This is a genomic window from Roseovarius tolerans (genome assembly GCF_028885395.1).
GTDB classification, from domain to species: Bacteria; Pseudomonadota; Alphaproteobacteria; order Rhodobacterales; family Rhodobacteraceae; genus Roseovarius; species Roseovarius tolerans.
The window spans coordinates 2,740,038-2,766,762 of sequence record NZ_CP118494.1 but is presented as its reverse complement, the minus strand read 5'-3'; the positions used below and the strand labels follow the sequence as shown (position 1 = coordinate 2,766,762).

The window sequence follows — 26,725 nt, the reverse complement described above, 5'->3', positions numbered from 1 at the left end:
ACAAATGGGTAAGGGGTGCAAGAGCGCAGGCCGAACGTCGGCGTATCGCACTCATTTCAACCAAAAACGACCGTGCCAGCCTTTCGCAAGCACAGCGGCGTGAAAGCCAATGTCTGCAAGACGAGAAGGGGACACGGGGACATGACAAACCATCTGAGACTCGCGCTATTGACGAGCACCTGCCTATGCGCGGCGGCACCATTGCTGGCGCAGGACGGCGCGGAGGGATTTCTGGGGACGCTGACGCTGGGCGAGAGCAAGCGGGCGGTGCAGACCGAGACCGCAACGCCGGTGACGGTGATCGACGAGGAGGAACTGCGCGACCGGCAGGCCGGATCGGTGGCCGAATTGCTGGTCACGGTGCCGTCGGTGGCGCTGGTCAATGGCGACACGGCGCAGGGGTCGGGCATCTCGATCCGGGGGTTCGGGTCGAACAGCACCTTCGGCACCGATCAGAAGGTCCTGATACAGGTGGACGGGGCGACGCGGGGGGCAGAAGAGCTTTACCGTATCGGCACGCAATTGTTCACCGATCCGTTTCTCTTCCGGGAGGTGGAGGTGCTGCGCGGCACGGTGGGCTCGTTCGAATACGGCTCTGGCGTGGTCGGCGGTGTCGTGCGGCTGGAGACCATCGACCCCGAGGATGTGACCGGCGGTGAGACCGGCCTCGCGCTGCGGCAGACGGTGGAGTTTCAGACCAATGGCAACGGTGTCACCACATCGACCATCGGGGCCTGGCAGGTGAATGAGGATCTGGGGTTCATGTTCAACTACGTGGATCGGAGCCTTGGTTTTCCGGAGGATGGCAACGGCGACGTGATCAACCCCGGACGCGACCGGGTCGACGATCCGTCGTGGTTGATCAAGGGCAAATATCGCTTTGGCGATGACAAGGCGCATTCGCTGGAGGCGAGTTTCCAGGAGACGCAAAGTTCGCAATTCGATGTGCCCTATGACAGTTTCGGGAACCTCACGTTTTTCGGCAATGTCGACCGCGAGATCGAGAGCAAGACCACGATCCTGAGCTATGGCTACAACCCCCTGAACGATCTGGTGGATCTGTCGCTGCAATATTCGCATGTCGACGAGGTAATCACGCAGGCGGCGGTTTCGTGCCCCGGAAGCCCGCCTGCGCCGACGTCGATCTGCTCGGACCTGCTGGATGCCGATCACGAGTATGAGACGACCACGCTGACCCTCAAGAACACGGCGTTCTTTCAGACCGGGGCGCTGGTGCATGACCTGACGACAGGGATCGAGTATATCAACCGCGAGCGGGTCAATGCCTTTGCAGCACCTGGTGGCGAGGATGAACGCTGGGCGTTCTTTGCGGTCAACGAGATCGACATCGGCGAGGCGTGGACGGTGACGCCCGCGATTCGCTATGAAAGTTCGACAGTGAGGGGCGACACCGCCCCCAATGACGGGACGTTCAGCAAGGATGCGCTGATGGGCGGGCTGTCGCTGCGCTATGCGTTCGGCAACGGCTTTGCGGTCTTTGGCAGTGCGGCCTATACCGAGGTGATGCCGATCATCGACGATCTGGAATTTCCGGGCCGCGTGACGCGCAGCGAGAAGTCGCGCAGCTACGAGGTGGGCTTTTCTTACGAGCGGCGCGGCGCGCTGCGGGCCGGGGATCAGCTGGCGCTCAAGGTCAATTACTTCGACAGTGAGTTATGGGACGTGAATTCCTTTGTCGATGCCACGGCGGCGCAGAACCCGCTGGAGGAAATTCGCACCGAAGGGGTGGAGATCGAGGCCTCTTATGCAATGGAGAACGGGTTCTACATCGATCTCAACGCCACCCTTGCGGAGGGTGAGGAGGTCACGCAGGCGGGGCTGGTGAGCGACTGGCGCAATCAGGCGGCGGATAACCTGCGGCTGACGGTCGGCAAGGTGTTCAACGACATCTACGATCTGAGCTGGGAGGTGGTGAGTGCCGATGCGATCACCGTGAACGGGGCGCGCGACGCGGGCTACACGGCGCATAACCTGCGCGCCACGATCGCCCCCAAGGGCAAGGGCGTCTGGGAGAACACCGAGTTCCGGGTCGGGATCGACAACGTGTTCGACGAACAGTTCACGCCCAATCTGGCGACGCGTCCCGCGGTGGGGCGGAACTTCAAGTTCACGCTGGCCAAGACGTTCTGAGTTGCGGGATGAGGGCCTGCCGCGTCTTGCGCGCGGCGGGCCCTTGGCGTGCCTGTCAGCCCGCGATGAGCCCGCGATAGAGATCGACCACCGGGTCGGGACCAAGCGTCACGTCATCGAAGCCGAGCACCGCACCGCGTGCCACGTCGCGGGTCATTGCCACGCCATGCGCAAGGCCGATGGGCAGGGCGTGGCCGGCGCGGGCGATGGGCTGTGCCTTGCCCCAGACGGTATAGCCGCCCTCGCCGTCGAGCACCTCTCCGGCTGTGAGGTCACGTTTGGCCACCGCCGCGACGGTGCCGCGCATCTCGCGGGACTGGCCGGTGGGCTCGTGGCGCAAGGCGGCGCTCAGGACTGAGATCGACAGTTCCAGACCGATCAGGTGGAAGGGTTTGTACATCGAGGCAAAGCGCCCGGTGGAATCGGTGGGCAACCCGTATTGTTTGAAACAGGCGGCGGCGTAGTCGTTGGGGGCCTCGAGCACCACGTAGACGCCCCATCGCAGATCACGGAATACCGGGCGGCCGTCGCGTTCGAGCGACGACACCGTTTCGGCCATGCCGCGCCGGTCAAGCTGGCCGCCCACCTCGCGCGGGCGCAGCACATGGGCGAGATCATCGACGCCGCAGGGCGGGAAGGCGAGGCCCGCGTCGGGCACGTCGAGACCGCAGGCATTGGCGATGGCGACCATCTCGATCGCGCTCTTGGTGCCATCGAGGAAGGAGTTGAACATCTGCGGGTTCATGCCCGCCGCAGCCGCCTCTTGCGCCGTCAGGCCGTAATGCGACCAGACGTCATCGGGGGTGACCTCGTGATAGGCGGGCAGGTACTTGGTGCCCTTGCCGGCGGCGGTGACGTGAAAGCCGGTGGCGCGGGCCCAATCGACCATCTCCGAGACAAGTGCCGGTTGATCGCCGTAGGCCATGGAATAGACCACGCCCGCCGCGCGCGCCTCGGACGCGAGCGCGGGACCGGCGAGCACGTCGGCCTCGACATTGACCATGACGATGTGCTTGCCCGCCGCGATGGCGGCGCGGGCATGGGTGATGCCGACGCGCGGATTGCCCGTGGCCTCGATCACCACGTCGACATCGTCGCGCGCGGCCAGCGCCGCGCCGTCCTCGAGATAGGCGGTGGCGGCGATGCGGTTCTCGTCCCAGCCCACGGCGGCGCAGGCGCTGCGCGCGCGGTCGGGCGAGAGATCGGCGATGGCGCTGACCTCGAGCCCGGCGATGGTGGGTGCCTGGCTGAGGAACATCGAGCCGAATTTGCCCGCGCCGATGAGGCCCGCGCGCACCGGTGTGCCGCGCGCCCCTGCCTCTGCCGCCAATCTTGCCAGGTTCATGTCTGTCTCCTCCGCTTGCGTTTCGGGCGCAGGACACTCTGGCCCGGGGCGGAGTGCAAGCGGATTTTGCCGGATCGGACGCCGGTCAGGCCCCGCCTGCGCGATGCGCGCGGAAGGCGGGAGAGATGGCGTTGGCGGTGTCCTGCAGCTTGGGCAGGATGTCGGCGACGATGCGTTCGCGCGTCCATGTATGGGCGGAGACCGAGCATTGCACGGCGGCGAAGGCGCGCCCGTCATGGCCGATGATCGGGCTGGCGACACCGATCTCGTTGAGAATCATCTGCCCGGTGGAGACGGCGAATCCGTCCCGCGCAGCGTCGTCGATGCTGGTTGCGATCTTTGCGCGGTCAAGCGTGGTGCTGGGGGTGAAGGGCGTGATCGGCCATGTCTCGATGGCGTGGCGGCGCTCGTCTTCGGGGAAGGTGGCGATGATCGCGCGCCCGCCCGAGGTGGAGAGCGCGGGCAGGCGCCGCCCGATGATGGTGGCCGCGAAATAGGTGCGTTTGCAGGGCAGGCGGCTGACATAGATGATGTGATCGCCGGAGATTTCGGCGAGGTTCACTGTCTCGCCCAACTCCTGGCTGAGATTGATCAGCTTGGGCATCGCCTGACCGATCAGCGGGTTGGACCAGTAATAGGCATAGGCCATCTGCAGCCAGGCATGGGAGGGGCGAAAGCGGCGGGTGACCGGGTCCTTGTCGAGCATGCCTTCGACATGCAGCGTGTTGGCGAGGCGCTGTGTGGCGCTCTTGTCGAGCCCGGTGCGCTGCGCGAGTTCACCGAGCGACAGGTCGGTATGGCCCTCGTCGAAGGCGCGCAACAGGCGCAACCCCTTGGCGAGCGATCCGACGTAGAGGGTATCCTGCTTTGTTTTCATGCATCTCTCGTAAAATGTGGCCGGATGTCGCAACCCGGGCTTGACGTGGTGAAGGATGTTCGCATTAATGGATCATATGGCGATTATATGTATCATAATATGATACGTCAACGAAAAGCCAACATCACGCGCCTCGCCATATCGGCGCGCGACCAACATAGGGAGAGAGACATGAAACAGTCCTCTTTGAGACATGCGATTGCCGGTCTGGCGATCGTCGCGGCGTCTGGCGCGGCCTATGCCGACAAGGCCAATGACACGCTGCGCGTGGCCTTCACCAAGGAGCTGGAGAACGTCGACAGCTACTTCAATTCCTCGCGTGAGGGCGTCGTTTTGCAGCGCGCGGTCTGGGACGGGCTGATCTACCGCGATCCGGCCACCAACGAATACAAGGGCAACCTTGCCACGTCCTGGGAGTGGGTCGACGACCTGACGCTGGAATTCAAGCTGCGCGAGGGCGTGACCTTTCACAATGGCGAGCCGTTCAACGCCGATGACGTGGTCTACACGGTCAATTTCGTGGCCAAGGAAGAAAACGGCGTCAAGACGCAGCGCAATGTGAACTGGATGAAGTCGGCCGAGAAGATCGATGAGTATACCGTGCGCATCCATCTCAAGGACAAGTTCCCTGCGGCGATCGAATTCCTGTCCGGTCCGGTGTCGATGTACCCCAATGAGTATTACGCCGAGGCGGGTCCGTCGGGCATGGGGCTGGAGCCGGTGGGCACCGGTCCCTACAAGGTGGTGTCGGTGACGCCGGGGCAGCATTTCGTACTGGAGAAGAACGAGAATTACCATGACAGCCCCAAGGGGCAGCCCGAGATCGCCAATGTCGATATCCGCACCATTCCGGACGTCAACACGCAGATGGCGGAGCTGTTCAGCGGGTCGCTCGACTTGATCTGGCAGGTGCCTGCGGATCAGGCGGAAAAGCTGGCGGAGATGGATCAATTCACCGTCACCAACGAATCCACCATGCGGGTGGGGTATCTGTCGATGGACGCCGCCGGGCGCTCGGGCGATACGCCGTTCACCAACCTCAAAGTACGCCAAGCCGTCAACCACGCGATCAACCGCGAAGAACTGGTGGCGGCGCTGCTCAAGGGTAAGTCCAAGGTGGTCTGGACGCCCTGTTTCCCGAGCCAGTTCGGCTGTGTGGAAGAGGCCGCGACGCAGTATGAATACGATCCCGAGAAGGCCAAGGCGCTCTTGGCCGAGGCAGGCTATCCCGATGGGTTCACGACCGAGTTCTACGCGTACCGCGACCGGGAATATGCCGAGGCAATCCTGAGCTATCTGAATGCGGTCGGCATCAAGTCGGACTTCAAATTCCTGCAGTACTCCGCGCTGCGCGAATTGAACATGACTGGCGATGTGCCGCTGGCGTTCCTGACCTGGGGCAGCTTCTCGGTCAATGACGCGTCGGCGATGGTCAGCCAGTTCTTCAAGCACGGCTCGCTTGACGATGCGCGCGATGATCAGGTTCTGGCCGATCTGGAAGTGGCCGACAGTGCGACCGATGCCGAAACCCGGATCGAGAACTACACCAAGGCCATTGAGCGGATCACCGAGCAGGCCTATTGGGCGCCGATGTTCTCGTACAACACCAACTACGTGTCCACCAACGAGGTGGAGTACACGCCGACCGCCGATGAGGTGCTGCGGTTCACCACGATGGAGTGGAAGTGATCCACACCGTCTGAGCGGGGGGCCGCGATTGCGGCCCTCCGTAACCCCCGTCGCCCGCGCATCCAGCGACCTGCCAGAAAACGAGGGGCCTGCCCGTGCTCATATTCATTCTCAAACGACTTGGCCTTGCCGTTCTGGTGGCCTTTACCGTGTCCTTCATCAGCTTCAGCCTGCTGTTCATGGCGGGCGATCCGGCGGCGGCGCTGGCGGGCGAGACCGCAAGCGGCGAAGATATCGAATCGATCCGCAAGCTCTATGGCTTTGATCGTCCGATGCTGGTGCAATACGGCGACTGGCTGATCTCTGCGTTGCAGTTCAACTTTGGGGAAAGCTATTATTTCCGTCTGCCGGTGTCATCGCTGATCGTCGACCGGCTGGGCGTGACCATGACGCTGGGCGTTTGCGGGATCACCTTTGCGCTCTTGACCGCCGTGCCGCTGGGCGTGGCCGCCGCGATCCGCCCGAACTCAATCATCGACCGGGTGGCGCTGTTCCTGTCGGTGGCAGGGCAGGCGATGCCAAGCTTCTGGTTCGGCCTGATCCTGATCGTGATCTTTGCCATTCAACTGGGGTGGTTGCCGCCCTCGGGTGCGTCTACACCTGCGCATTTCATCATGCCGACCATCGTGCTGGGCTATTACGCGATGCCCGCGATCATGCGCCTGACGCGGGCCGGGATGCTGGATGTGCTGTCGTCGGATTACATCCGCACCGCGCGGGCCAAGGGTGCGCCGGAGGGCCGGGTGCTGTTTCGCCACGCGCTGCGCAACGCGATCATCCCGGTGGTGTCGCTGGCGGCGGTGCAGATGGGCTTCATGCTGGGCGGCTCGATTGTGGTCGAGTCGATCTTTGCGCTGCACGGCGCGGGGTTCCTTGCGTGGGAGAGTATCGCGCGCAACGACCTGCCGACGGTGCAGGCGCTGATCCTTGTCTTCTCGATGTTCTACATCGTCTTCACCTTTCTGGCCGATGTGCTGAATGCCTGGCTCGATCCCCGTATGCGGAGCAGCTGAGATGACCCAACTTGATACGCAGGATCCCATTCTGGCAGAAATCACCGGCCCGACTCCGGGGCAGATGTTGCGCAAGCGCGTGTTCGGCCATCAGGGCCTGATGATCGGCTTGGTCGTGCTGTTGTTCCTCACGCTGGTCGCGATCTTTGCGCCGCTCCTGGCCCCGCATGACCCCTATGCGCAGAGCCTGATGACGCGGATGGAGCCGCCGGTGTTTCTGGGCGGTGACTGGGAGCATCCGCTGGGCACTGATCACCTCGGGCGCGATTACCTGTCGCGGCTGATCTACGGCGCGCGGGTGTCGCTGATGATCGGGGTGATCGCGGCGCTCATTTCGGGCGTGATCGGCACTGCGATGGGGGTGGCCGCCGGATACTTTGGCGGGCGCGTGGACATGGTGGTGACGTTTCTCATCAATGTGCGTCTGGCGATGCCGGTGGTTCTGGTGGCGCTTGCCGTGGTGGCCATTCTGGGCGGATCATTGCAAGTGGTGATCGTGGTTCTAGGCCTGCTCTTGTGGGACCGGTTCGCGGTGGTGATGCGCGCCTCGACCTTGCAGGTGCGGGGCCGCGAATATGTGGCCGCTGCGCGGGCCATCGGGGCCTCGACCCCGCGGGTGATCCTGTCGGAGATCATGCCCAATATCGCCAATAACCTGATCGTCGTGGTGACGCTGGAGATGGCGCATGCGATCCTCTTGGAGGCGGCGCTGTCGTTTCTTGGCCTCGGTGTGCAGCCGCCCACCCCAAGCTGGGGCCTGATGGTGTCGGAGGGCAAGAACATGATGCTGTTCGAGCCGTGGATGGTGCTGATCCCCGGGGCCGTGCTGTTCATCCTCGTGCTGGCGATCAACCTGATGGGTGACGGTCTGCGCGACGTCACCGCCCCCGAAAACCGGAGCTGAGACCATGGAGAACCCCCTGCTGAGCGTGCGTAACCTGACGCTGGATATTCCCGTTGGTGGTGGCACATTGCACGCGGTGCGCGGCATTGATTTCGACCTGATGCGCGGCGAGACGCTGTGTATCGTGGGCGAGAGCGGGTCGGGCAAGTCGCTGACCTCGCTGGCGCTGATGGGCCTGTTGGGCAAGACCATCCGGCGCAGCGCCGACCGGATGGATTTCGATGGCACGGACATCCTGACCGCCAAGCCGCGCGCCATGCGTGCGCTGCGCGGCGACCGGATGGCGATGATCTTTCAGGAGCCGATGACCTCGCTCAACCCGGCCTACACGATTGGCGATCAGTTGACCGAGGCGCTGCTGTTGCACAAATCCGTCGGCCGCGAGGCGGCGCGGGAGCGCGCCATCGAGTTGCTGGAAAAGGTCGGAATCACCGCCGCGCGCAGCCGTCTGGGGCAATATCCGCATCAGTTGTCGGGCGGGTTGCGGCAGCGGGTGATGATCGCCATGGCGCTGATGTGCGAGCCGGAACTGATCATCGCGGACGAGCCGACGACTGCGCTCGACGTGACGATTCAGGCCCAGATCCTGCGGCTGCTTTATGATCTGGGCCGCGAGATGAACATGGCGATGATCCTGATCACCCATGATCTGGGCGTGGTCGCGCGTGTGGCCGATAAGGTGGCGGTGATGTATGCGGGCGAGTTGGTGGAGACCGGCCCCGCGACCGACGTGTTCAACACGCCGTCGCATCCCTATACGCGGGGATTGCTGCGCTGCATTCCGCAGCCGGGCAAGACCGAGCGGGGCAGCACCCTGGGCACCATTCCGGGCATCGTGCCGTCGCTGATCGGTGATGTGCAGGGCTGCGCGTTTCGCACGCGCTGTCCGTTTGCGCAGGCGGAGTGCAAGGCGGATATCCCGCGCCGGGAAGAGGGCACGCATATGTTTCGCTGCATTCATCCCGATGGCAAACGCCACGCCGAAGAGGAGGTCACCGCATGAGCAAAGTATCTGCATCCGCCGTTCTGGAACTGCGCGGCGTGACCAAGACCTATCACGTCAAGCAGGGCCTTTTCGGCACGGCGCGGCCGTTGACGGCGGTCAACGACGTGTCGCTCTCGCTGCCGCGCGGCGAGGTGCTGGGGCTGGTGGGCGAGTCGGGCTGTGGCAAGTCCACGCTGGCCAAGATCCTGTTGGGGCTGGAGGCCCCCACGGCGGGGCAGGTTCTGGTCGATGGTGAAGAGATCGGCGCGCAGGACCGCATGACGCTGGCGCGGCGGATTCAGCCGATCTTTCAGGATCCCTATTCGTCGCTGAACCCGCGCAAGAGCATCTTTGACATCGTGTCGCTGCCGCTCCGCGTGCATGGCATCGGTGACCGTGCGCATTGGGAAAAGGAAGTGCGCTCGATCCTCGATATCGTGGGGCTACCCGCGCGGGTGATGAACACCTTTCCCAGCCAGATGTCGGGCGGGCAGCGGCAGCGCGTGGCGATTGCGCGGGCGTTGATCATGAAGCCCGAGATCGTGATCTGCGACGAGCCGACCTCGGCGCTGGATGTGTCGGTGCAGAGCCAGATTTTGAATCTGCTGGGCGATCTGCGCAGCGAGTTCGGGTTGACCTATCTGTTCATCAGCCACGATCTGGCCGTGGTGGAGCATCTGGCGACGCGGGTTGCGGTGATGTATCTGGGGCGCATCGTCGAGGAGGCGGGTGTCGCGGGGCTGTTTGACGAGGCCGCGCATCCTTATACGCAGGCGCTGCTCAAATCCGTGCTGACGCCGGAGCCGGGGCTGGGCGTGCCCGATACGCAGCTTGGCATGGCCTATCCCAACCCCATCGACCCGCCGTCGGGCTGTCATTTTCACCCGCGCTGCCCGATGGCGACGGAGCTGTGCAAGACCACCGCACCGCGCCCTGTCGAGACCCCGGGCGGCCGTGTGGAGTGCCACCTGCACGACCCTGAAAGCCCGATGCATAATCCGAAGGCGGCGTGACATGTCGGTGAACCTGTCGCGCACGGCGACCACGACCAAGACCGTCATCGAGACCGAATATGGCATCGTTGCCGCGCAGCACCGGCTGGCCGCGCAGGCGGGGGCCGATGTGCTGGCGGCGGGGGGTGACGCGGTGGATGCCGCGATTGCCACCTCCTTTGCCATCGGCGTGCTGGAGCCGTGGATGAGCGGCCCGGCGGGGGGTGGTGCGCTGATGCTGTGGCGTGCCGATGAGGGCCGGGCCGAGGCGCTCGACTACGGGATGCGCGCGCCCGTCAATCTTGATCCCGCCGACTATCCGCTGACGGGTAAGGGGATCGCAGGCGATCTTTTCCCGTGGGAGCAGGTCGAGGGCGACCGCAACGTACAGGGTGCCACCGCCGTGGCGGTGCCGGGGCTGGTGGACGGGATGGGGCGGATGCATGCGCGCTATGGCCGGATGCCATGGGCCGATCTGCTGGCGCCTGCCGTGGCCCTTGCGCGCGAGGGGATGCTGGTCGATTGGTATGCCGCGCTGATCATCGCGTCGACCACGCGGGAACTGGCCAAGGATGCCGATGCCGCCGCGCTCTTTCTGGAGGACGGGCAGTGGCCGACGATTTCGGGCTGGACGGCGCTGGCGGAAAAGCGGCTGGATCAGGCGCGGATGGCCGACAGTCTGGAGCAGATCGCGCGGCATGGCGCGCGGGCGCTTTACGATGGTGATCTGGGGGCGGCGATGGCCGCCGACATTCAGGCCAAGGGCGGCAGCCTGAGCCATAACGATCTGCGCGGCTATGAGGCGGTGTTTCGCGACCCGCTGCGCGTCGCGTATCGCGGTGCGCGGTTCGACGTTCTGCCGGGGCTGACCGCCGGGCCGACCTTTGCCGATGCCCTGCGGGTGATGGAGGGCAGGGACATGGGGGTGCAGCCCGGTGCCGACGGGTTTGCCGCCTACGCGGACGGGTTGAACGCCGCCTATGCTGACCGGCTGGCGACCATGGGTGATACCGGCGAGAGCGAGACGCATGCGGGCTGCACCACGCATTTCTCGGTGGTGGACCGGCAGGGCAACATGGTGGCGCAGACGCAGACGCTGCTGTCGATTTTCGGGTCGCGGGTGGTGTCGCCCTCGACCGGGTTCACCATGAACAACGGGATCATGTGGTTCGACCCGGTGCCGGGGCGGCCCAATTCGCTGGCCCCCGGTAGACGCTGCCTGATGAATGTCTGCCCGATTGTGGGCGGGGCGGGCGGCGCGCGCTTTGCCTTTGGTGCCTCGGGCGGGCGCAAGATCGTCTCGGCGATGGTGCAGATGGCGTCGTTTGTCGCCGATTACGGGATGGAGATCGGGGCGGCGTTTCATCATCCGCGCATTGATGTGTCGGGCGGGGCGGCGGTGGTCGCCGACGAGACGCTGCCCGATGCGGTGCTGGCGCGTTTGCGCGCCGAGCATACCGTGCATACCACCCGGCGCAGCCCGTTCCCCTATGCCTTTGCCTGCCCTGCGGGGGTGATGCGGCGGGGCGCGGTGAACAGCGGCTGCACCGAGATCATGTCACCCTGGGGTGACGCCGTTTCAGAAGAAAAGACAGGACCAACATGACCAGAGATGCAGCGATCACCACGATTTCCGATTACTTCGACGAGGGCCGGTTTCAGAGCGATCTGGCCGATCTGGTGGCCTATGAGACCGAGAGCCAGAACCCCGATCAGGCCCCCGAATTGCTGCGCTATCTGAAAGAGGCGATGCTGCCCCGGCTGACGGAGATGGGGTTTGCCTGTGCCATCCACGACAATCCCGCGCCGGGGGCGGGACCGCTGCTGGTGGGGGAACGGCATGAGGGCGACGACCTGCCGACGATCCTGAGTTACGGGCATGGCGATGTCATTCGCGCGCAGACCGATCAGTGGCGCGAGGGGTTGCATCCCTTCAAACTGGTCGAGGAGGGTGATCGCCTTTATGGGCGCGGCACTGCTGACAACAAGGGGCAGCACCTGATCAATATCGCGGCGATGGAGGCGGTGATCGCGGCGCGCGGGAAGTTGGGGTTCAACTGCCGGATCGTGATCGAGACCGGCGAGGAGACCGGATCGCCGGGGCTGCATGATTTCTTTGCCGGCCACAAGGACGCGCTCTCGGCGGATGTGCTCATCGCCTCGGACGGGCCGCGGTTGCAGCCCGAGACGCCCACGATGTTCATGGGCTCGCGCGGGGGCGTGACCTTCGATCTGGTGGTCGATCTGCGCGAAGGGGCGCATCATTCGGGCAATTGGGGAGGGTTGCTGGCCGATCCGGCGATGATCCTCGCGCAGGCGCTGTCGTCGATCACCGATGCGCGCGGGCAGATCCGCATCCCCGAATGGCGGCCTGATAGCCTGAGCAACAGCGTGCGCGCGGCCTTGGGCGGGTTGCCGATCGAGGGCGGCGACGGCCCGGCGATCAACCCCGATTGGGGCGAGGAAAGCCTGACGCCCACCGAGCGCGCCTATGGCTGGAACAGTTTTGCCATTCTGGCGATGAAGAGCGGCGTGCCGGAGGCCCCGGTCAATGCCATCTCGGCGCATGCGCGTGCGACCTGTCAGTTGCGCTACGTGGTGGGCACGGTGCCCGAGGATATCCTGCCCGCGCTGCGGCGGCATCTGGATGCGCAGGGGTTCGAGGGTGTGCAGATCGTGCCGCATGATCGCGGGTTTTTCCGCGCCACCCGGCTTGATCCCGATCATCCTTGGGTCAAATTCACCGCTGCCTCTTTAGAGCGGACCTCGGGGCAGGCGCCGCATGTGCTGCCCAATCTGGCGGGGTCGTTGCCGAATGACGCCTTTGCCGAAATCCTCGGGCTGCCTACGGTCTGGGTGCCGCATTCCTATCGCGGCTGTTCGCAGCATGCGCCCGATGAGCATGTCCTGAAACCCGTCTGCCGCGATGCGCTGCGGCTGATGGCGGGGCTGTTCTGGGATATCGGTGAGGGCGAGGGGCTGCCTGCGGCGCAGGGCTGAGGGGGCGTTCTGGACGCTCTTGTCCTGCAAGTGGTCGCAAAGGATTGCGCCACAGTCGTTTTCCCACGTCAATGTCGGGGCAGGTGCGTTTGCCCCGGCCCATGCCTGTTGTCGGCGCATGTCCGGGTGCGGCTCAGAGAGAGTTCCCGAATGAACGACAGACAAGGGCTTGATGCGGCCGATATTCGCATTCTCAGCGCGGTTCAGAAACATGGGCAGATCAGCAAGACCAAGCTGGCCGAGATCGTGAACCTGTCGCCGACGCCGTGCTGGGCACGGCTGACGCGGCTGCGCGCGGCGGGGTATATTCGCGGCTATCACGCCGATATCGCGCTTGAGCGGATCACCGATGTCACGCAGGTGATCGTCACCGTGTCGCTGACCCATCACCGGCGCGCGGATTTCGAACGCTTCGAGAACCATGTGCGCGGTGTCGACGAGATCACCGACTGCATCGCGACGGGCGGCGGGATGGACTACGTGATGAGCGTGTTCGTGCCCAGCCTCGCGCAGTTTCAGGCGCTGATGGATGACCTGTTGTCGGCGGAGTTGAGCATCGACCGCTACATCACCTATTTCGCGACACGCCAGGTGAAGCGCAGCACGCCGAATCTGTCCAAGCTGGTCCACCGACCGGCGCGGTAGGCGCACGCGACCATTCGGTCTTTCGCATGGCTCGAAATCGGGACGAGAGGTCTCGTTTTGGGCCGTTTTTCGGAACACATGACGTGGCGACAAGCGTTAGACACGGCCCATCGACACACAGGTTTCAGCGGGTGCTGGGACCGGCGCATGGGAGGAATGACATGACGCAACCGCATGATTTCGGCTTTGGCACGCAGATCCGCAAGTCGCCTTATTTCGACGCCACCGTGCGTTGGGGTGCAAAGGGATTTTCGGTTTATAATCATATGTATATCCCGCGCGATTTCGGTGATCCGGAGCAGAATTTCTGGAACCTCGTGAACGACGCGATCCTGTGCGATGTGGGCGTCGAGCGGCAGGTGGAGATCACCGGACCGGACGCCGCCAAGTTCACCCAGATGCTGACACCGCGCGACCTGTCGACCATGGCGGTTGGCCAGTGCAAATACGTGCTGATCACCAATGGCGAGGGCGGTATCCTCAATGATCCGATCTGCCTGCGGCTGGGCGAGAACCATTTCTGGCTGTCGCTGGCCGACAGCGATATCATGCTCTGGGCGCAGGGCGTGGCGGTGCATTCGGGCCTTGATGTGACGATCTCCGAGCCGGATGTTTCGCCGCTGCAATTGCAGGGGCCGAAGTCTGGCGAGATCATGCGCGCGCTCTTTGGCGACGAGATCATGGACCTGCGCTATTACTGGCTGCGCGAGGTCGATCTGGACGGTATTCCGCTGATCGTGTCGCGCACCGGCTGGTCGAGCGAGCTGGGCTATGAGCTCTATCTGCGCGACGGCAGCCGGGGCGATGCACTGTGGGAGCGGATCATGACCGCGGGCCTGCCCTTTGGCCTCAAGCCGGGCCACACCTCGACCATTCGCCGGATCGAGGGCGGGATGCTGAGCTATCACGCCGATGCCGATATCACCACCAACCCGTTCGAGCTGGGCATGGATCGTCTGGTCAATGTCGACATGGAGGCGGAGTTCATCGGCAAGTTTGCGTTGCAGCGCATCCGCGACAACGGTGTGGCCCGCAAGCAGGTCGGTCTGATCATTGATGGCGAGCCGATGACCGGCCCCAACACCGCCTTCTGGACGATCAACCACGAGGGTGAAACCGTGGGCAAGGTAACCTCGGCGGTCTACTCGCCGCGCCTGAAAAAGAACATCGCGCTGGCGATGGTGGCGGTTGAGGCGGCCGAACTGGGCACCGAGCTGAACATCATGACGTATAGCGGTGAAACCACCGCCACCGTTGTGGAAAAGCCGTTCTTCGACCCGCGCAAGCAGCTGGCCGCCACCGGCGCGACCAAACCTGCCCAAGCCACCGCGTAAAGGGACCGTCACATGTCGGACCTTGCCATCGAGCTGCATTGGCAGCGCGCCGAGCCTGTCTTGCAGGCCGGCCGCTATTCGAACGCGCATACCGTGCAATATAACCGCGCGTATGACATGCAGGTGGACGCCGCCCCCGACTGGGGCGGCGATCCGGAACATACCAACCCCGAACAGGCGCTCGCTTCGGCGCTGTCGAGTTGCCACATGATGACGTTCCTGGCGCTGTCGGCCAAGGCGGGCTGGCCGGTGGCGAGCTATCACGACTACGCGGTCGCCCATCTGGGCAAGAACGCACGCGGGCAGATGTCGGTCACGCGGATCGACCTCAATCCGGTGGTGCGGTTCGACACCGGTTTCGCGGTCGATGCCGAGACGCTGGCCGAGATGCAGGACCGGGCGCATCGCTATTGTTTTATCGCCAACACGCTCTCCGAGAGCGTGGAGATCAACATTCTCTGACCCTTCCGAAGGAGGTGATCTGTGCAAGACAGTGGTGACATTCTGTTGCGGGAATTGGGCAATGACGGCGTTCTGCGCCTGACCCTGAATGACGTGGCGCGGCGCAATGCGCTGTCGGAGGCGATGCTGGCCGAACTGGGCCGGACATTTGCCCAAGCCGGTGAGGATGCGGCGGTGCGGGTGATCGTGCTGGCCGCAAACGGCCCGGCGTTTTGCGCGGGCCATGACCTCAAGGAGATGACCGCCGGGCGCGACGCACCGGACCGGGGGCGGGCCTATTTCGCGCGGGTCATGGCGCAATGCTCGGGCGTGATGCAGGCGATCGTGAATTGCCCCAAACCGGTGATCGCCGAGGTGACGGGCGTGGCCACGGCGGCGGGCTGTCAGCTGGTGGCAAGCTGTGATTTGGCGGTGGCCGCCGAGAGCGCGCGGTTCAGCACGCCGGGGGTGCATATCGGGCTCTTTTGCTCGACCCCGATGGTGGCGCTGTCGCGCAATGTGGCGGACAAGCACGCGATGGAGATGCTGCTGACCGGGGACATGACCCCGGCGGCGCGCGCCGCCGAGATCGGGCTGGTCAACCGGGCGGTGGCGGATGACGCGCTGAGCGAGGTGACGATGGAAATGGCGCGCAAGGTCGCCTCGAAATCGAGCATGACGCTGGCCACCGGCAAGCGCGCCTATTACGCGCAGCGCGAGATGCCGCTGGCGTCGGCCTATGATTATGCCTCGACCGTGATGGTCGAGAACATGCTGGCGCATGATGCCGAAGAGGGCATCGGTGCCTTTATCGAGAAACGCGCGCCCGCGTGGCAGGACAAGTGATCGACAGAATGGAGAACCCCTATAACACTGGCCTTGATCGCAACCCGGCGAATTATCAGCCGCTCACCCCGCTGAGCTTTCTGGAGCGCGCGGCGAGCGTTTATCCCGAGCACACGGCCATTGTGCACGGCCCCCTGCGGCGCAGCTATGCGGAGTTTTACGCGCGGTCGCGGCAACTGGCCTCGGCCTTGTCGCGCACCGGGATCGGGCGGGGTGATACCGTCTCGGCGCTGCTGGCGAATACGCCCGCGATGCTGGAATGCCATTACGGCGTGCCGATGTGTGGCGCGGTGCTGCATTCGATTAACACAAGGCTCGATGCCGCGATCATCGCCTTTCAGCTCGATCACGCGATGGCGCGGGTGGTGATCGTGGACCGCGAATTCATGGGGCTGATGCAGGAGGCGCTGGCGCTGGCACAGGTCGACCCGCTGGTGATTCAATATGACGATGCGGAATTCACCGGGGCGGGCGGCTGTGACGATGTTCTGGATTACGAGTGGTTCGTCTCGGAGGGCGACCCCGATTTTGCATGGTTCATGCCAGAGGACGAGTGGGACGCGATTTCGATCAACTACACCTCGGGCACGACGGGCGATCCCAAGGGCGTGGTGTCGCATCACCGGGGCGCGTATCTGCTGGCGCAGGGCAATGCGCTGACCACCTCGATGGCGAAACACAGCGTCTATCTTTGGACGCTGCCGATGTTTCACTGCAACGGCTGGTGTTTTCCCTGGACGCTGTCGGCGATCATCGGCACGCATGTCTGCCTGCGGCACGTGCGCGCCGAGCCGATCTGGGCGGCGCTGGCCGAGGAGGGGGTGACCCATCTGTGCGGCGCGCCCATCGTGATGTCGCTGCTGATCTCGTCTCCCGAGGGCGAAAGGCGGGCTCTAGCGCATGAGGTGCAGTTTTTCACCGCCGCCGCGCCGCCGCCCGAAAAGCTGCTGGCGGACATGCAGGCGGCGGGCTTTGGCGTGACGCATCTCTACGGGCTGACCGAGACCTATGGGCCGGCGGTGGTCAATGAATGGCACGGCGCGTGGTCGGATCTGCCGGGGCCTGAACAGGCGCGGCTGAAATCCCGGCAGGGGGTGCGCTATCTGCCGCTGGAGGGGTTGCAGGTGATGGACCCCGAGACCATGACCCCGGTGCCGCGCGATGGCGAGACCATGGGCGAGGTGATGTTTCGCGGCAACGTTGTGATGAAGGGCTATTTCCGCAATCCGCAGGCGACGCAAAAGGCGTTTGCCGGGGGCTGGTTTCATTCCGGTGATCTCGGCGTGGTGCATGCGGATGGCTATATCCAGCTCAAGGATCGGTCCAAGGATGTGATCATCTCGGGTGGTGAGAATATCTCGTCGATCGAGGTGGAGGAGGCGCTTTACCGGCATCCCGCCGTGGCCGTTGCCGCCGTGGTCGCCATGCCGCACGAGAAATGGGGCGAGACGCCTTGTGCCTTTGTCGAACTGGCCGAGGGGCAGGCGGTGGAGGCCGAGGCGCTGCGCGCGTGGTGCCGCGATCACCTGGCCCCATACAAGGTGCCGGGGAAGGTGGTGTTCACGGATATCCCGCGCACCTCGACCGGCAAGATCCAGAAATTCGTGCTGCGGGATCAGGCGAGGGATCTGGCGCTGCACCCGGTGGCGTGATGCGCGTGATGCGCCTGGGGATCAGGCCGCCGCGTAGCTGGTGAACACCTCGGTGCGACCACCGTGGTGGATCAGGAACACGTCATAGGCCTCGCGCCGGTCCTCGGGGCCCATGCCGGGAGAGCCATAGGGCATGTCCGGCACGGCGAGGCCCACGGCCTGCGGTCGTTCGGCCAGAAGGCGGCGGATATCGGCGGAAGGCACGTGGCCCTCAATCACATAGCCGTCGATGTCGCCGGTGTGGCAGGACATCATGGCCTGCGGAATTCCCGCCGCCATCTTGTGCCGGATCAGGGCGGTTCCGAGGCTGTTTTCGGTCGTCACCTCAAAGCCGTCGCTGCGCAGGATGCGCACCCATGCCTCGCAGCAGCCGCAGTTCGGGTCCTTGAGGACGTGGAGGGTGGGCATCGCCCCGGTCCGCGCGAGGTGAGGGGCGGCAACCGACAGGCTGGCGGCGCCGAGGATCAGGCTGCGGCGGGTGAGACGGGACATGGCGATCTCCTGTGCTGGTGGTCCGAGTATCGTGGCAAGCGGCGCGGCATGCAATGGCGGGTGGGGTCCGGCTACGGGGGATTGTGCCTTGACCTCGGGGCCTCCGCCTTTACGTTCAACGCAGATCATCCGCACCCTTCGTTCATGCGAGGGCTGCGCGGCGACGGGATCTGCTGACCGCAGTCCGTCGAAACAAAAAAATAAAGGTATCGTTACATGTTGCGACAGTTGGCGAGCGTACTCGTATCCCTCTTTCTTGTGTTTGGCGCAGCCCATGCGCAGGACGGCAGCGGGGCGTCCTCCGAGACCAACGGACAGAGGACGAGCGTCGATCTGTTGCTCGATGTCATCGAGGATGATGCGGCGCGTGCCGAGTTGATAGAGCGGCTGCGCGGCGCGGATGCGGTGCCGCCCGACGCGCCCGGTGATGTGATCGTGGAGACGCTTTCGGACGGGACCGCCCCGCCGGAGGACGCGTCCTTTGGGCGGCGGATCGCGCTGGTAACGCAGCAGGCGGCCGAGGATGTCGTGGGCTGGGGCATGCGGTTCTGGCGGCAATTGACCCGCGCACCCGAGGTGTTCGGCGGGCTGAGCGGCGGCGAGGCCGGGGTTCTGGTCGAGGCGCTGAAGGATCTGGCGCTGGTAATCGCGAGCACCGTCGTGGTGTTCTTTGCGCTGCGATGGCTGGGGAAATCGCTATATGCCAACATGAGCGCGTCGGCGCGCGACGGGGGGCTGGCGCGCACGGCGATGCTCTTCACGGCCTCTGCGGTGATCGACGCGGTGATCGTCATCCTCGCTTGGGGCGCGGGCTATGCGCTGGCGATTCTGGCGCTGGGCGAGTTCGGGCAGATCGGGATCAGGCAGACGCTCTATCTCAATGCTTTCCTGCTGGTCGAGATGGCCAAGGTGGCGGTGCGGCTGGTGCTGTCGCCCTCGGCGACCTCGCTGCGACCCCTGCCGATTGGCGACCGGGCCGCGTCTTACCTGTCGTCGCGGATCAACCTGATCGTCGGGGTGGTGGGCTATGGTCAATTGCTGGTGGTGCCGATCATCAACAGCAACGTCTCGTTCGCGGCGGGGCGCGCGGTGTCGGCGCTGATCGCGGTCGCGGTGCTGGGCTTTGCGATCTGGCTGGTGCTGCGCAATCGCCGGTCGGTCACACACTGGTTGCTGGGCGATGACGCGGGCCCCCGGGCTGCGGCACCCGAGGGGACGGCTGATCCTGCACCCGTGCGGGGCCGCCGGGCGCGGGGCGCGCTGGCCTATCTGGCGCGGCACTGGCACTGGCCGGCGCTGGCCTATCTGCTGGCGCTGTTCGTCATCGTGATGCTGCGACCCGGCGATGCGGTGTTTCAGACGTTCCTTGCCTCGGGGCAGGTTCTGGTGGTCGGGCTGCTCGGCTTTGCCGCCTCGGGCTTTATCAGCCGGACGATGGTGAGCGGCGTGAGCCTGCCTGCGCGTCTCTCGGACCGGGTGCCGCTGTTGCAGGGGCGGCTCAATGCGTTCGTGCCCCGGATGCTGTTCGTGTTGCGCCTGGTGATTTTTGCGGGTGTCGTGCTGCTGGCGCTCAATGCAATCGGTTTGATCGACCTGCGCGGTTGGTTGGTCAGCCAGTTCGGGTTGCGCTTCACGGGGATGATCCTGTCGGTGTCACTGGTGCTCCTGGTGTCGTTCGGGCTGTGGCTGGCGCTGACGTCGTGGGTGGATTACCGGCTCAACCCCGAGTTCGGCAGCGTGGCGACGGCGCGGGAACGCACGCTTCTGACACTTCTGCGTAATGCCGCGACGATTGCGCTGGTGATCATCACGCTGATGTTCGTGCTGGCCGAGATCGGGCTTGATATCGCGCCGCTGCTGGCCTCGGCCGGTGTTCTGGGCCTTGCCATCGGTTTTGGTGCGCAGAAAATGGTGCAGGACATCATCACCGGGATTTTCATCCAGTTCGAGAACGCGATGAACGTGGGCGACGTGGTGACTGTCGGTGGCGTCACCGGGACGGTGGAGCGGTTGACGATCCGCTCGGCCAGCCTGCGCGATCTGCACGGGGTGTTTCACATCATCCCGTTCTCGTCCGTCGACATGGTGTCGAATTACGTCAAGGATTACGGCTATTTCGTCTGCGACATGGGCGTCGCTTACCGCGAGGACGTGGAGGAGGCGAAACAGGCGATGCTCGATGCCTTTGCCGAGTTGAAAGGCGATCCCGATCAGGCCGACGGTATCCTCGACGAGTTGGAATGGTTCGGCGTCAACAGCTTTGGCGACAGCGCGGTGATGCTGCGCGCCCGGATCAAATGCGTGCCGGGGCGGCAATGGGGCATCGGACGGGCCTATAACGGTGTGCTCAAGACGGTGTTCGACGCGCGCAATATCGAGATCCCGTTCCCGCATCAGACGGTCTATTTCGGCGAAACGAAAGACGGCCAGACCCAGAGCGTCAAGGTGGACATGGAGACGCCGACCGCCCCGGCCTGACGGGCCGGGGGGCGGTGGTCAAGGCCGGGCAGGCGTCAGGAAATCGTCGAGCACGGCATGAAACAGCGCCGGTTTTTCGAGGTGCACGGCGTGGGCCGTGCCGGGGATCACGGCGAGGGCGGCGTCGGGCAGCCCCTGCCAGAGCAGTTCCACCTGCGGCCAGCGATAGGATTTGTCGCCGTCGCCCCAGAGCACCAGCGTCGGCATGGTCAGCCGGACAAGCGCGCCGCGCCCGTCCCAATGGCTCATCGCGTCGAGCCCGGCGAGAGCGGCGGCTTCGCTCGCCTGTGCGCCGAGATCGGCGACGATCCCGAAGCCCTGTGCCGCCGTGCCCTCGCGGAACCATGTCGCGCCGATGCGGCGGATGGTTTGCGCCACCCCATCGCAGCGGACCCGGTCGCGCGAGGTGTCGAGCGGCTCGAACCGGTCGGGCATGAGGCCGAGCGGCCCGGTGCCGTAGAGGATCAGCCGCGCGATGCGGTCGGGATGGGTCGCGGCCATGTCCTGCACGATCATCCCGCCCATCGAGTGACCCAGAAGAGTGATGCGGCCCAGCCCCAGCTCGTCCAGCAGATCGACCACCGCCGCGCCAAAGCGCGCGATCCGGTCGGCGGGGGGCAGCGCTGCAGACCCGGCATAGCCCGGCAGGTCGGGGGCGATCACGTCGAAGCGGTCGGCGAAGCGGTCTATCTCCGCCTGCCATTGCGCCGCCCCGCCGAGATAACCATGCACCAGCACCAGCGGCGTGCCCGCCCCCTTGCGCCGGTAGCTGAGACCGCTGCGCGCGGTCAGCGCATCTGTTCGGGCAGCCACAGGGCAGTCTCCGGGAAGAGGATCAAGATGACGATCAGCAGCACCAGCGCGCCGATGAAGGGCAGGCAGCCCATGATCACGTCGCCGATGGTCACCTGCCCGCGCCCGATGCCCTGAATGACATAGAGATTGAGGCCAACGGGTGGCGTCAGCACCGCGATTTCCATGGTGATCGTGTAGACCACGCCGAACCATATCAGATCGAACCCGGCGGCGGACATCAGCGGAAAGATCGTGGGCAGGGTGATGAAGGTCATCGAGACCGGCTCGAGGAACATGCCGAGCGCGATGTAGAAGATCAGCACGATGGTCAGCACCACGTAGGGCGAGAGATCGAAGCTGAGGAACAGCTGCGTGAATTCGTGCGGCACCCGGTAATAGGTGAGCACGAACCCGAAGAGCACCCCCGCCGAGAGCAGCAAGCCGAGATAGCCCATGGTGCGCATGGTGGCAAAGAGCGCGTCGGTGAAGCCCTGCCATTTGAGGCCGCCGACGCCGAAGGCGAGGATCACGGTAAGCAGGGCCGCGACCGCTGCCGCCTCGGTCGGGGTGGCGATGCCCGCATAGATCGCGACGGTGATGACGAGGCCGATGAGGCCGATGGGCGCGATGGTGGCGGCGATCTGGAGGAGGCCCATTTTCACCGACGCCTCGCTGTCGGGAATGTCGCCGGGCTTCAATATGCCCCAGACCAGCACGACGATGGCGAAGGAGGTGACGAGGATCAGGCCGGGAATGACGCCTGCGATAAAGAGATCGCCGATGCTCTGATCCGTGACGATGCCGTAGAACAAGAGGATCAGCGAGGGTGGCAAGAGCACGCTCAATGTGCCGCCTGCGGCCAGAACGCCCGAGGAGAGCCGCTTGCCATAGCCGAGGCGCAGCATCTCCGGCAGGGCGACGCCGCCGATGGTGAGTGCGCCCACCATGGACGAGCCGCAGACAGCGCCGAACCCCGCGCAGGCCCCGATCGAGCCGTAGGCCGCAGAGCCGCGCACCCGCACGCCCTGGTGCAGAAACTGGTAGAGATTGGGGCCGATATTGGATTTGCCGATGAGCTCGCCCAAGAAGACGAAGAGCGGCACCGCCAGCAGGATATAGTCGATCCAGACGCCCCAAAGTTTCAACTCCGCCGAGACGATGGAGGTGTCGAAGGACTGGATTTGCCACAGGAAGGGCAGGGAGGCGGCGGCCAGCGCGAAGGGGATCGGCAGGCCGATGGCGATCAGGAACATCAAAAGGCCGAGGAGGCCGAGGCCGACTTCATACCATTCCATCGCTCAAACCTCCTGTGCCGGGGTGCGGATGAGTTTCACCAGCCGCAGGGTTGCGTAGATCGAGAACAGCACCAGCGCGAGCGCGCCCGGCGCCCAGAACGCATAGCGCGGCCAGAGCAGGATTTCCGAGGAGGCGCCCGAGTTGAACGAGCGGATCGTGGCGCTCACGCCCGCGAGCGAGAAGAATAGCCCCACGCCCAGCATCACGCAGAGATTGATCAGTGCCGCGATCTTGCGCCCCATCGGGGGCAGCGTGTCGGTCAGCATGGTCACCTTGGGATAGGCGTCTTCCTTCATCGCGTAGGCAAGGCCCGCGAAGGCCACCGGAAAGAGCAAGAGCGCGGTCGCCTCGGTCACCATGCGGTCGGGGGCGTTGAGCGCGTAGCGGGTGAAGACGCCGTAGGTGATCCACACCATCTGCACGAGGACCACGATGGCCCCGGCCGCAGCGAGCCAGACCACGGCACGCTCCACATGGCCGATCAATCGGTCGAGACCGGGTTGCATGGCAAGCCTCCCTTTGCCGGAAATGGGGATGCGGGTGCCGCCGCGCTGGCAGCGGCACCTTTTGGGTCAAGGCGCGTGCTGTGCGAAGAGATCGCGGATCTGACCGGCCAGTTCCGGTCCGCAGGCCTCGTCCACGGTCTCGTTCCAGGTGCCCTGCACGCTGTTGATGAGTTCCATGCGCTTGTCCTGAGAGATCGAGACGGCCGCGCCGCCGCCCTTCATCACCGCCGTGCCGACGCGCTGATCGACCCAATCCTCGTAGCGGGGTTTCAGCCATTCCTCGGTCTCGTGCGCGGCCGCCATCACGGCGGCCTGTTCATCGGCCGTCATGCTGTCGAATTTTTCCTTGTTCATCATGTAGTTGATGTTGCCGTAAAAGAGGTTGGCGTTGACCATGTAGGGCATCACGTCCCACAGCTTCCAGCTGGAATAGGTGGCGACCCCCATGTTGATGCCGTCCACCACGCCGCGCTCGGCGGATTGGAACACTTCCTTGGGGGCGACAAAGACAGGCGCGCCGCCCCATGTCTCGATCATCAGGCTGACCAGCGGCCCGATGGAGCGGACCTGCTTGCCGTCGAGGTTGCCCAGATCGTCGATACCGCCCTCGAACCACCATTCCTGATCGTAGGAATAGTTGGAGTTGAAGACCGGCACGAGGTTGATCGCGGCGGCCTCGTCGCGGACCAGATCGGCATAGGCGGCGTCCATCTCGATCTGGCCTTCGAGGTCGATGGCGACGGGGTAGAGCGAGGTCACGCGGTAGCAGGGCAGGCGTTCGTCGGCGGGCATCCAGCTCATGTCCGAGACGCCACCCTGCACCGCATCGACGCCTTCGGACCAGCCATGCAGCGTGGCAGAGGGGAAGATCTGCACCTCGACGCTGCCGCCGGTCTTTTCCTCGACCAGCTTGGCGAAATGCACGAAGCCGTCATAGCGGATGTCGGCCTCGTTGACATAGGTCGAGAGGCGGATGGTGGTTTCGGCCACGGCGGGGGCGGCAATGGTGGTGCCGAGGGCCGTGGCGGCGATCAGTCCTTTGAGGGGAAATGTCATGGTTCTCTCCGTGTTGGGGTGGGCGAGACCGTTCGTGCGGCCTTCATCATTGAGTATGGTCAGAGGCGGGGTGCCTGCGTTGGAAACGACCAATGGAAAAAGGCTAGGCCGATGATGCGCGAGTCGGCCAATTCAAACATTTCATCAAACTATTCCGATCTTGCATGACGAGGGCTGCTGGCGCAATCTGATCTCATCGGGGGGCTGTCATGGACATCAACTGGCTGCGCGATTTCGTCTGTCTCGGGCGGACGCTGAATTTCACCCGCGCGGCGGACGAGCGCAACATCACCCAATCGGCGTTCAGCCGTCGCATCCGCTCGCTGGAAAACTGGATCGGCGTGCCGCTCATTGACCGGGCCAATTACCCGGTGCAACTGTCGGAGGCGGGGCGGCAATTCCTGCCGGTGGCGCAGCAGACGGTGGCGGATCTGACCGACACGCGGCAGGCGATCCGCGAACGCGCGCGCGGCAATGCGAGCTTTCAGAGGTTCGCGGCGCTGCACGCGATCTCGGTCAATTTCCTGCAGCCGCGCATGGCGGAACTGGAGCGGCATTACCCTGATATGCGCACGCGGGTGATTTCCGACAGCCTGACCGCCTGTTGCCAGTTGCTGAGCGAGGGGGGCTGCGAATTCCTGCTCTATTACCGGCATCAGGACGTGGCCCCGATCCTCGACGAGACCCGGTTCAAGCGCAAGGATATCTGCGAGGAGCGGCTGATTCCGGTGGCTCAGCACGAGGCGGCGGCGCGGCATGGCTGGACGCTGCCTGCGCGCGCCGGGCGCGAGGTGCCCTATCTGAGCTATGATCCCAACACGTTTCTGGGCACGGTGGTCGATCAGACCATTGGCAACCGCCGCCCCGCGCTCGACCTGCGCTACATGGATGCGCTGGCCGAGGCGCTGAAGCGGCGCACGCTGGCGGGGGCGGGCATGGCGTGGCTGCCGGAATTCTCGATCCGGCAGGAGTTGGAGGACGGCACATTGGTGCGGCTCGGCGGGCGCGACTGGACGGCGACGATGACCATTTCGCTGTTTTGCTCGCCCGAACGGCTCGACACGCTGGGTCAGACGATCTGGGCGCAGTTCTGACGGGTCGGGGGCGCGTTTCGCACGCAAAAAAGGCCCCGTGAGGGGCCTTGTTTCATTGGTCGGAGTGAGAGGATTCGAACCTCCGGCCCCTGACTCCCGAAGACCGACGCTGCTAGCCAAGTTATTGATTTTCCGTCAAAAGAGCACTGTTTTACGGGCCGAATTTCCAGCCAAGCCAATCAAGTTCAGGTTCGACAGGTTTATCGAACCAAAGAGCACTGTCTACCGACCTCAGTTTTGGCGCGAACTGGATGTAACTTGCACTTAAAGTTCTGTGGATAAAGGAATTTGACAGAGTTAGCGATATGTTGGCGGGACATATGCTGCGCGGCGCGAAGCAACTTTTCGACTGTGTCACGAGGTGAGAGTTATACAAGCCTTTCGCTCGACGGAGTGCGAGCAGAGCTGTTCGGGAAAGGTCGCGGCCACCAGCCCGGAGGTCATCAGGGTGACTGGGATATAGTGATGCTCCAGGATCGAGACCAGCCACGGGATGCCGTGGCTGGCGTTGTAGCGCCCGTAGCTGTCGGCATTGGGGTCAAATAGACCGTCGCCGAGTATGTTGCCCATCGGGCTAGCCCCAGATGTTACTTATTGCTTAATGTGATGACGCCGTCGCGCCTATTCAGTTTGCACTACCAAGATGTGCGCTGCTTCATCGCCAAGGACCCGGATTTCCCGACTGGGATTCTCGTAATCGGTATCGTCCAAAAGCATAACGCCTCCGGCACTCAAACGCTCCGTATCACCTGTGCTTGAACTCAGTTCCACTTCGCCCGAAAGCAAAACACAAAGCTGGCTGCGACTTGAAAAGTCCTTGCTGCTTGCAAAGCCAGGCGGCAACTCGGTGAAGAAATAGCGCTTGCATGGCCTAGCCGCGGACATCATCTGGGAGCTTACAACAAAACCGCTTAGCCCCGACTGAAAGTCCACCATTTGATGGCCGAACTGTGTGCCGCCTTTGCCGTCATTCGAAAAGGTCATAATCCGCATGGTAATTTCGATCTCCTACTCTGAATGCTGGCACATTCGACAGAGCGTGCCCATACGTATCAATTGCACGAAGGCTACAAACTTTGTTCGGATTTGAAAACGCGTTTTGAGCGACGGCGAAGGGTTCCATGACCTGCAGGT

The 26,725-nt window shown here is 64.1% G+C and carries 24 protein-coding genes; 15 read left to right on the top strand and 9 right to left on the bottom strand.

Going from position 1 to position 26,725, the window contains the following annotated elements; all coding sequences use genetic code 11:
• Window positions 1-141: 141 nt before the first annotated feature.
• The gene (locus PVU19_RS13605) at window positions 142-2,151 is read left to right on the top strand and encodes a TonB-dependent receptor domain-containing protein (RefSeq protein WP_082237634.1); all 2,010 of its coding nucleotides are present in this window, start codon (window positions 142-144) and stop codon (window positions 2,149-2,151) included.
• A gap of 55 nt (window positions 2,152-2,206) precedes the next feature.
• Here PVU19_RS13605 and PVU19_RS13600 read toward each other — a convergent pair whose 3' ends face one another.
• A complete protein-coding gene (locus PVU19_RS13600; RefSeq protein WP_050662986.1) occupies window positions 2,207-3,496 on the bottom strand; it encodes an NAD(P)H-dependent oxidoreductase in 1,290 nt (429 codons plus the stop codon).
• Window positions 3,497-3,581: 85 nt separating this feature from the next.
• Window positions 3,582-4,373 (bottom strand): IclR family transcriptional regulator, encoded by a 792-nt coding sequence (locus tag PVU19_RS13595; protein WP_050662987.1) that lies wholly within the window; start codon window positions 4,371-4,373, stop codon window positions 3,582-3,584.
• A gap of 171 nt (window positions 4,374-4,544) precedes the next feature.
• On the opposite strand from PVU19_RS13595, the gene PVU19_RS13590 reads away from it, so the two are divergent.
• The 12 genes from PVU19_RS13590 to PVU19_RS13535 all read left to right on the top strand — a co-directional run bounded on the left by PVU19_RS13590 (window position 4,545) and on the right by PVU19_RS13535 (window position 17,874).
• Complete coding sequence (locus PVU19_RS13590) at window positions 4,545-6,062, top strand: ABC transporter substrate-binding protein (protein WP_082237637.1); 1,518 nt, start codon at window positions 4,545-4,547, stop codon at window positions 6,060-6,062.
• A gap of 95 nt (window positions 6,063-6,157) precedes the next feature.
• The gene (locus PVU19_RS13585; protein ID WP_050662988.1) at window positions 6,158-7,075 is read left to right on the top strand and encodes an ABC transporter permease; all 918 of its coding nucleotides are present in this window, start codon (window positions 6,158-6,160) and stop codon (window positions 7,073-7,075) included.
• A 1-nt stretch (window position 7,076) separates the two neighbouring features.
• On the top strand, window positions 7,077-7,979 hold the full coding sequence (locus PVU19_RS13580) for an ABC transporter permease (protein WP_050662989.1): 903 nt from the start codon (window positions 7,077-7,079) through the stop codon (window positions 7,977-7,979).
• 4 nt (window positions 7,980-7,983) lie between these two features.
• Window positions 7,984-8,982 carry an ABC transporter ATP-binding protein gene (locus PVU19_RS13575; RefSeq protein WP_050662990.1) on the top strand — a complete coding sequence of 333 codons (999 nt, stop codon included), beginning with the start codon at window positions 7,984-7,986 and terminating at the stop codon, window positions 8,980-8,982.
• On the top strand, window positions 8,979-9,977 hold the full coding sequence (locus PVU19_RS13570; RefSeq protein ID WP_050662991.1) for an ABC transporter ATP-binding protein: 999 nt from the start codon (window positions 8,979-8,981) through the stop codon (window positions 9,975-9,977). Before PVU19_RS13575 ends, PVU19_RS13570 begins: the two co-directional genes overlap by 4 nt.
• Before the next feature lies 1 nt (window position 9,978).
• Window positions 9,979-11,562 (top strand): gamma-glutamyltransferase, encoded by a 1,584-nt coding sequence (locus PVU19_RS13565; protein WP_050662992.1) that lies wholly within the window; start codon window positions 9,979-9,981, stop codon window positions 11,560-11,562.
• On the top strand, window positions 11,559-12,956 hold the full coding sequence (locus PVU19_RS13560) for a M20 family metallopeptidase (protein ID WP_050662993.1): 1,398 nt from the start codon (window positions 11,559-11,561) through the stop codon (window positions 12,954-12,956). The genes PVU19_RS13565 and PVU19_RS13560 overlap by 4 nt, the downstream gene beginning before the upstream one ends.
• A gap of 150 nt (window positions 12,957-13,106) precedes the next feature.
• Entirely contained in the window at window positions 13,107-13,601 is a 495-nt protein-coding gene (locus tag PVU19_RS13555) for an Lrp/AsnC family transcriptional regulator (RefSeq protein ID WP_050662994.1), read from the top strand.
• Between the two features lie 161 nt (window positions 13,602-13,762).
• Window positions 13,763-14,935: a glycine cleavage T C-terminal barrel domain-containing protein gene (locus tag PVU19_RS13550; protein ID WP_050662995.1), complete on the top strand. Its 1,173-nt coding sequence runs from the start codon at window positions 13,763-13,765 to the stop codon at window positions 14,933-14,935.
• Window positions 14,936-14,947: 12 nt separating this feature from the next.
• Complete coding sequence (locus tag PVU19_RS13545; protein ID WP_050662996.1) at window positions 14,948-15,397, top strand: OsmC family protein; 450 nt, start codon at window positions 14,948-14,950, stop codon at window positions 15,395-15,397.
• 21 nt (window positions 15,398-15,418) lie between these two features.
• Entirely contained in the window at window positions 15,419-16,222 is an 804-nt protein-coding gene (locus tag PVU19_RS13540; protein WP_050662997.1) for an enoyl-CoA hydratase, read from the top strand.
• 8 nt (window positions 16,223-16,230) lie between these two features.
• A complete protein-coding gene (locus tag PVU19_RS13535; RefSeq protein ID WP_050663019.1) occupies window positions 16,231-17,874 on the top strand; it encodes an acyl-CoA synthetase in 1,644 nt (547 codons plus the stop codon).
• Window positions 17,875-17,895: 21 nt separating this feature from the next.
• Here the strand turns inward: PVU19_RS13535 and PVU19_RS13530 are convergent, their stop codons facing one another.
• Window positions 17,896-18,366: a DUF411 domain-containing protein gene (locus PVU19_RS13530; protein WP_050662998.1), complete on the bottom strand. Its 471-nt coding sequence runs from the start codon at window positions 18,364-18,366 to the stop codon at window positions 17,896-17,898.
• Between the two features lie 216 nt (window positions 18,367-18,582).
• Here PVU19_RS13530 and PVU19_RS13525 point away from each other — a divergent pair, with 216 nt between their 5' ends.
• Window positions 18,583-20,844 (top strand): mechanosensitive ion channel domain-containing protein, encoded by a 2,262-nt coding sequence (locus PVU19_RS13525; RefSeq protein WP_050662999.1) that lies wholly within the window; start codon window positions 18,583-18,585, stop codon window positions 20,842-20,844.
• 18 nt (window positions 20,845-20,862) lie between these two features.
• On the opposite strand, the gene PVU19_RS13520 is transcribed toward PVU19_RS13525, so the two are convergent.
• The 4 genes from PVU19_RS13520 to PVU19_RS13505 all read right to left on the bottom strand — a co-directional run bounded on the left by PVU19_RS13520 (window position 20,863) and on the right by PVU19_RS13505 (window position 24,497).
• Window positions 20,863-21,657: an alpha/beta fold hydrolase gene (locus PVU19_RS13520; RefSeq protein WP_082237639.1), complete on the bottom strand. Its 795-nt coding sequence runs from the start codon at window positions 21,655-21,657 to the stop codon at window positions 20,863-20,865.
• Window positions 21,633-22,934 carry a TRAP transporter large permease gene (locus PVU19_RS13515; RefSeq protein WP_050663000.1) on the bottom strand — a complete coding sequence of 434 codons (1,302 nt, stop codon included), beginning with the start codon at window positions 22,932-22,934 and terminating at the stop codon, window positions 21,633-21,635. The genes PVU19_RS13520 and PVU19_RS13515 overlap by 25 nt, the downstream gene beginning before the upstream one ends.
• A gap of 3 nt (window positions 22,935-22,937) precedes the next feature.
• The gene (locus PVU19_RS13510) at window positions 22,938-23,441 is read right to left on the bottom strand and encodes a TRAP transporter small permease (RefSeq protein WP_050663001.1); all 504 of its coding nucleotides are present in this window, start codon (window positions 23,439-23,441) and stop codon (window positions 22,938-22,940) included.
• Between the two features lie 66 nt (window positions 23,442-23,507).
• Window positions 23,508-24,497: a type 2 periplasmic-binding domain-containing protein gene (locus PVU19_RS13505; protein WP_050663002.1), complete on the bottom strand. Its 990-nt coding sequence runs from the start codon at window positions 24,495-24,497 to the stop codon at window positions 23,508-23,510.
• 209 nt (window positions 24,498-24,706) lie between these two features.
• Here PVU19_RS13505 and PVU19_RS13500 point away from each other — a divergent pair, with 209 nt between their 5' ends.
• Window positions 24,707-25,591: a LysR substrate-binding domain-containing protein gene (locus PVU19_RS13500; protein WP_050663003.1), complete on the top strand. Its 885-nt coding sequence runs from the start codon at window positions 24,707-24,709 to the stop codon at window positions 25,589-25,591.
• A gap of 354 nt (window positions 25,592-25,945) precedes the next feature.
• On the opposite strand, the gene PVU19_RS13495 is transcribed toward PVU19_RS13500, so the two are convergent.
• Window positions 25,946-26,161, bottom strand: a complete 216-nt coding sequence (locus tag PVU19_RS13495) for a polysaccharide deacetylase family protein (protein WP_050663004.1) — start codon at window positions 26,159-26,161, stop codon at window positions 25,946-25,948.
• 51 nt (window positions 26,162-26,212) lie between these two features.
• A complete protein-coding gene (locus PVU19_RS13490) occupies window positions 26,213-26,584 on the bottom strand; it encodes a cupin domain-containing protein (RefSeq protein ID WP_050663005.1) in 372 nt (123 codons plus the stop codon).
• Window positions 26,585-26,725 lie beyond the last annotated feature (141 nt).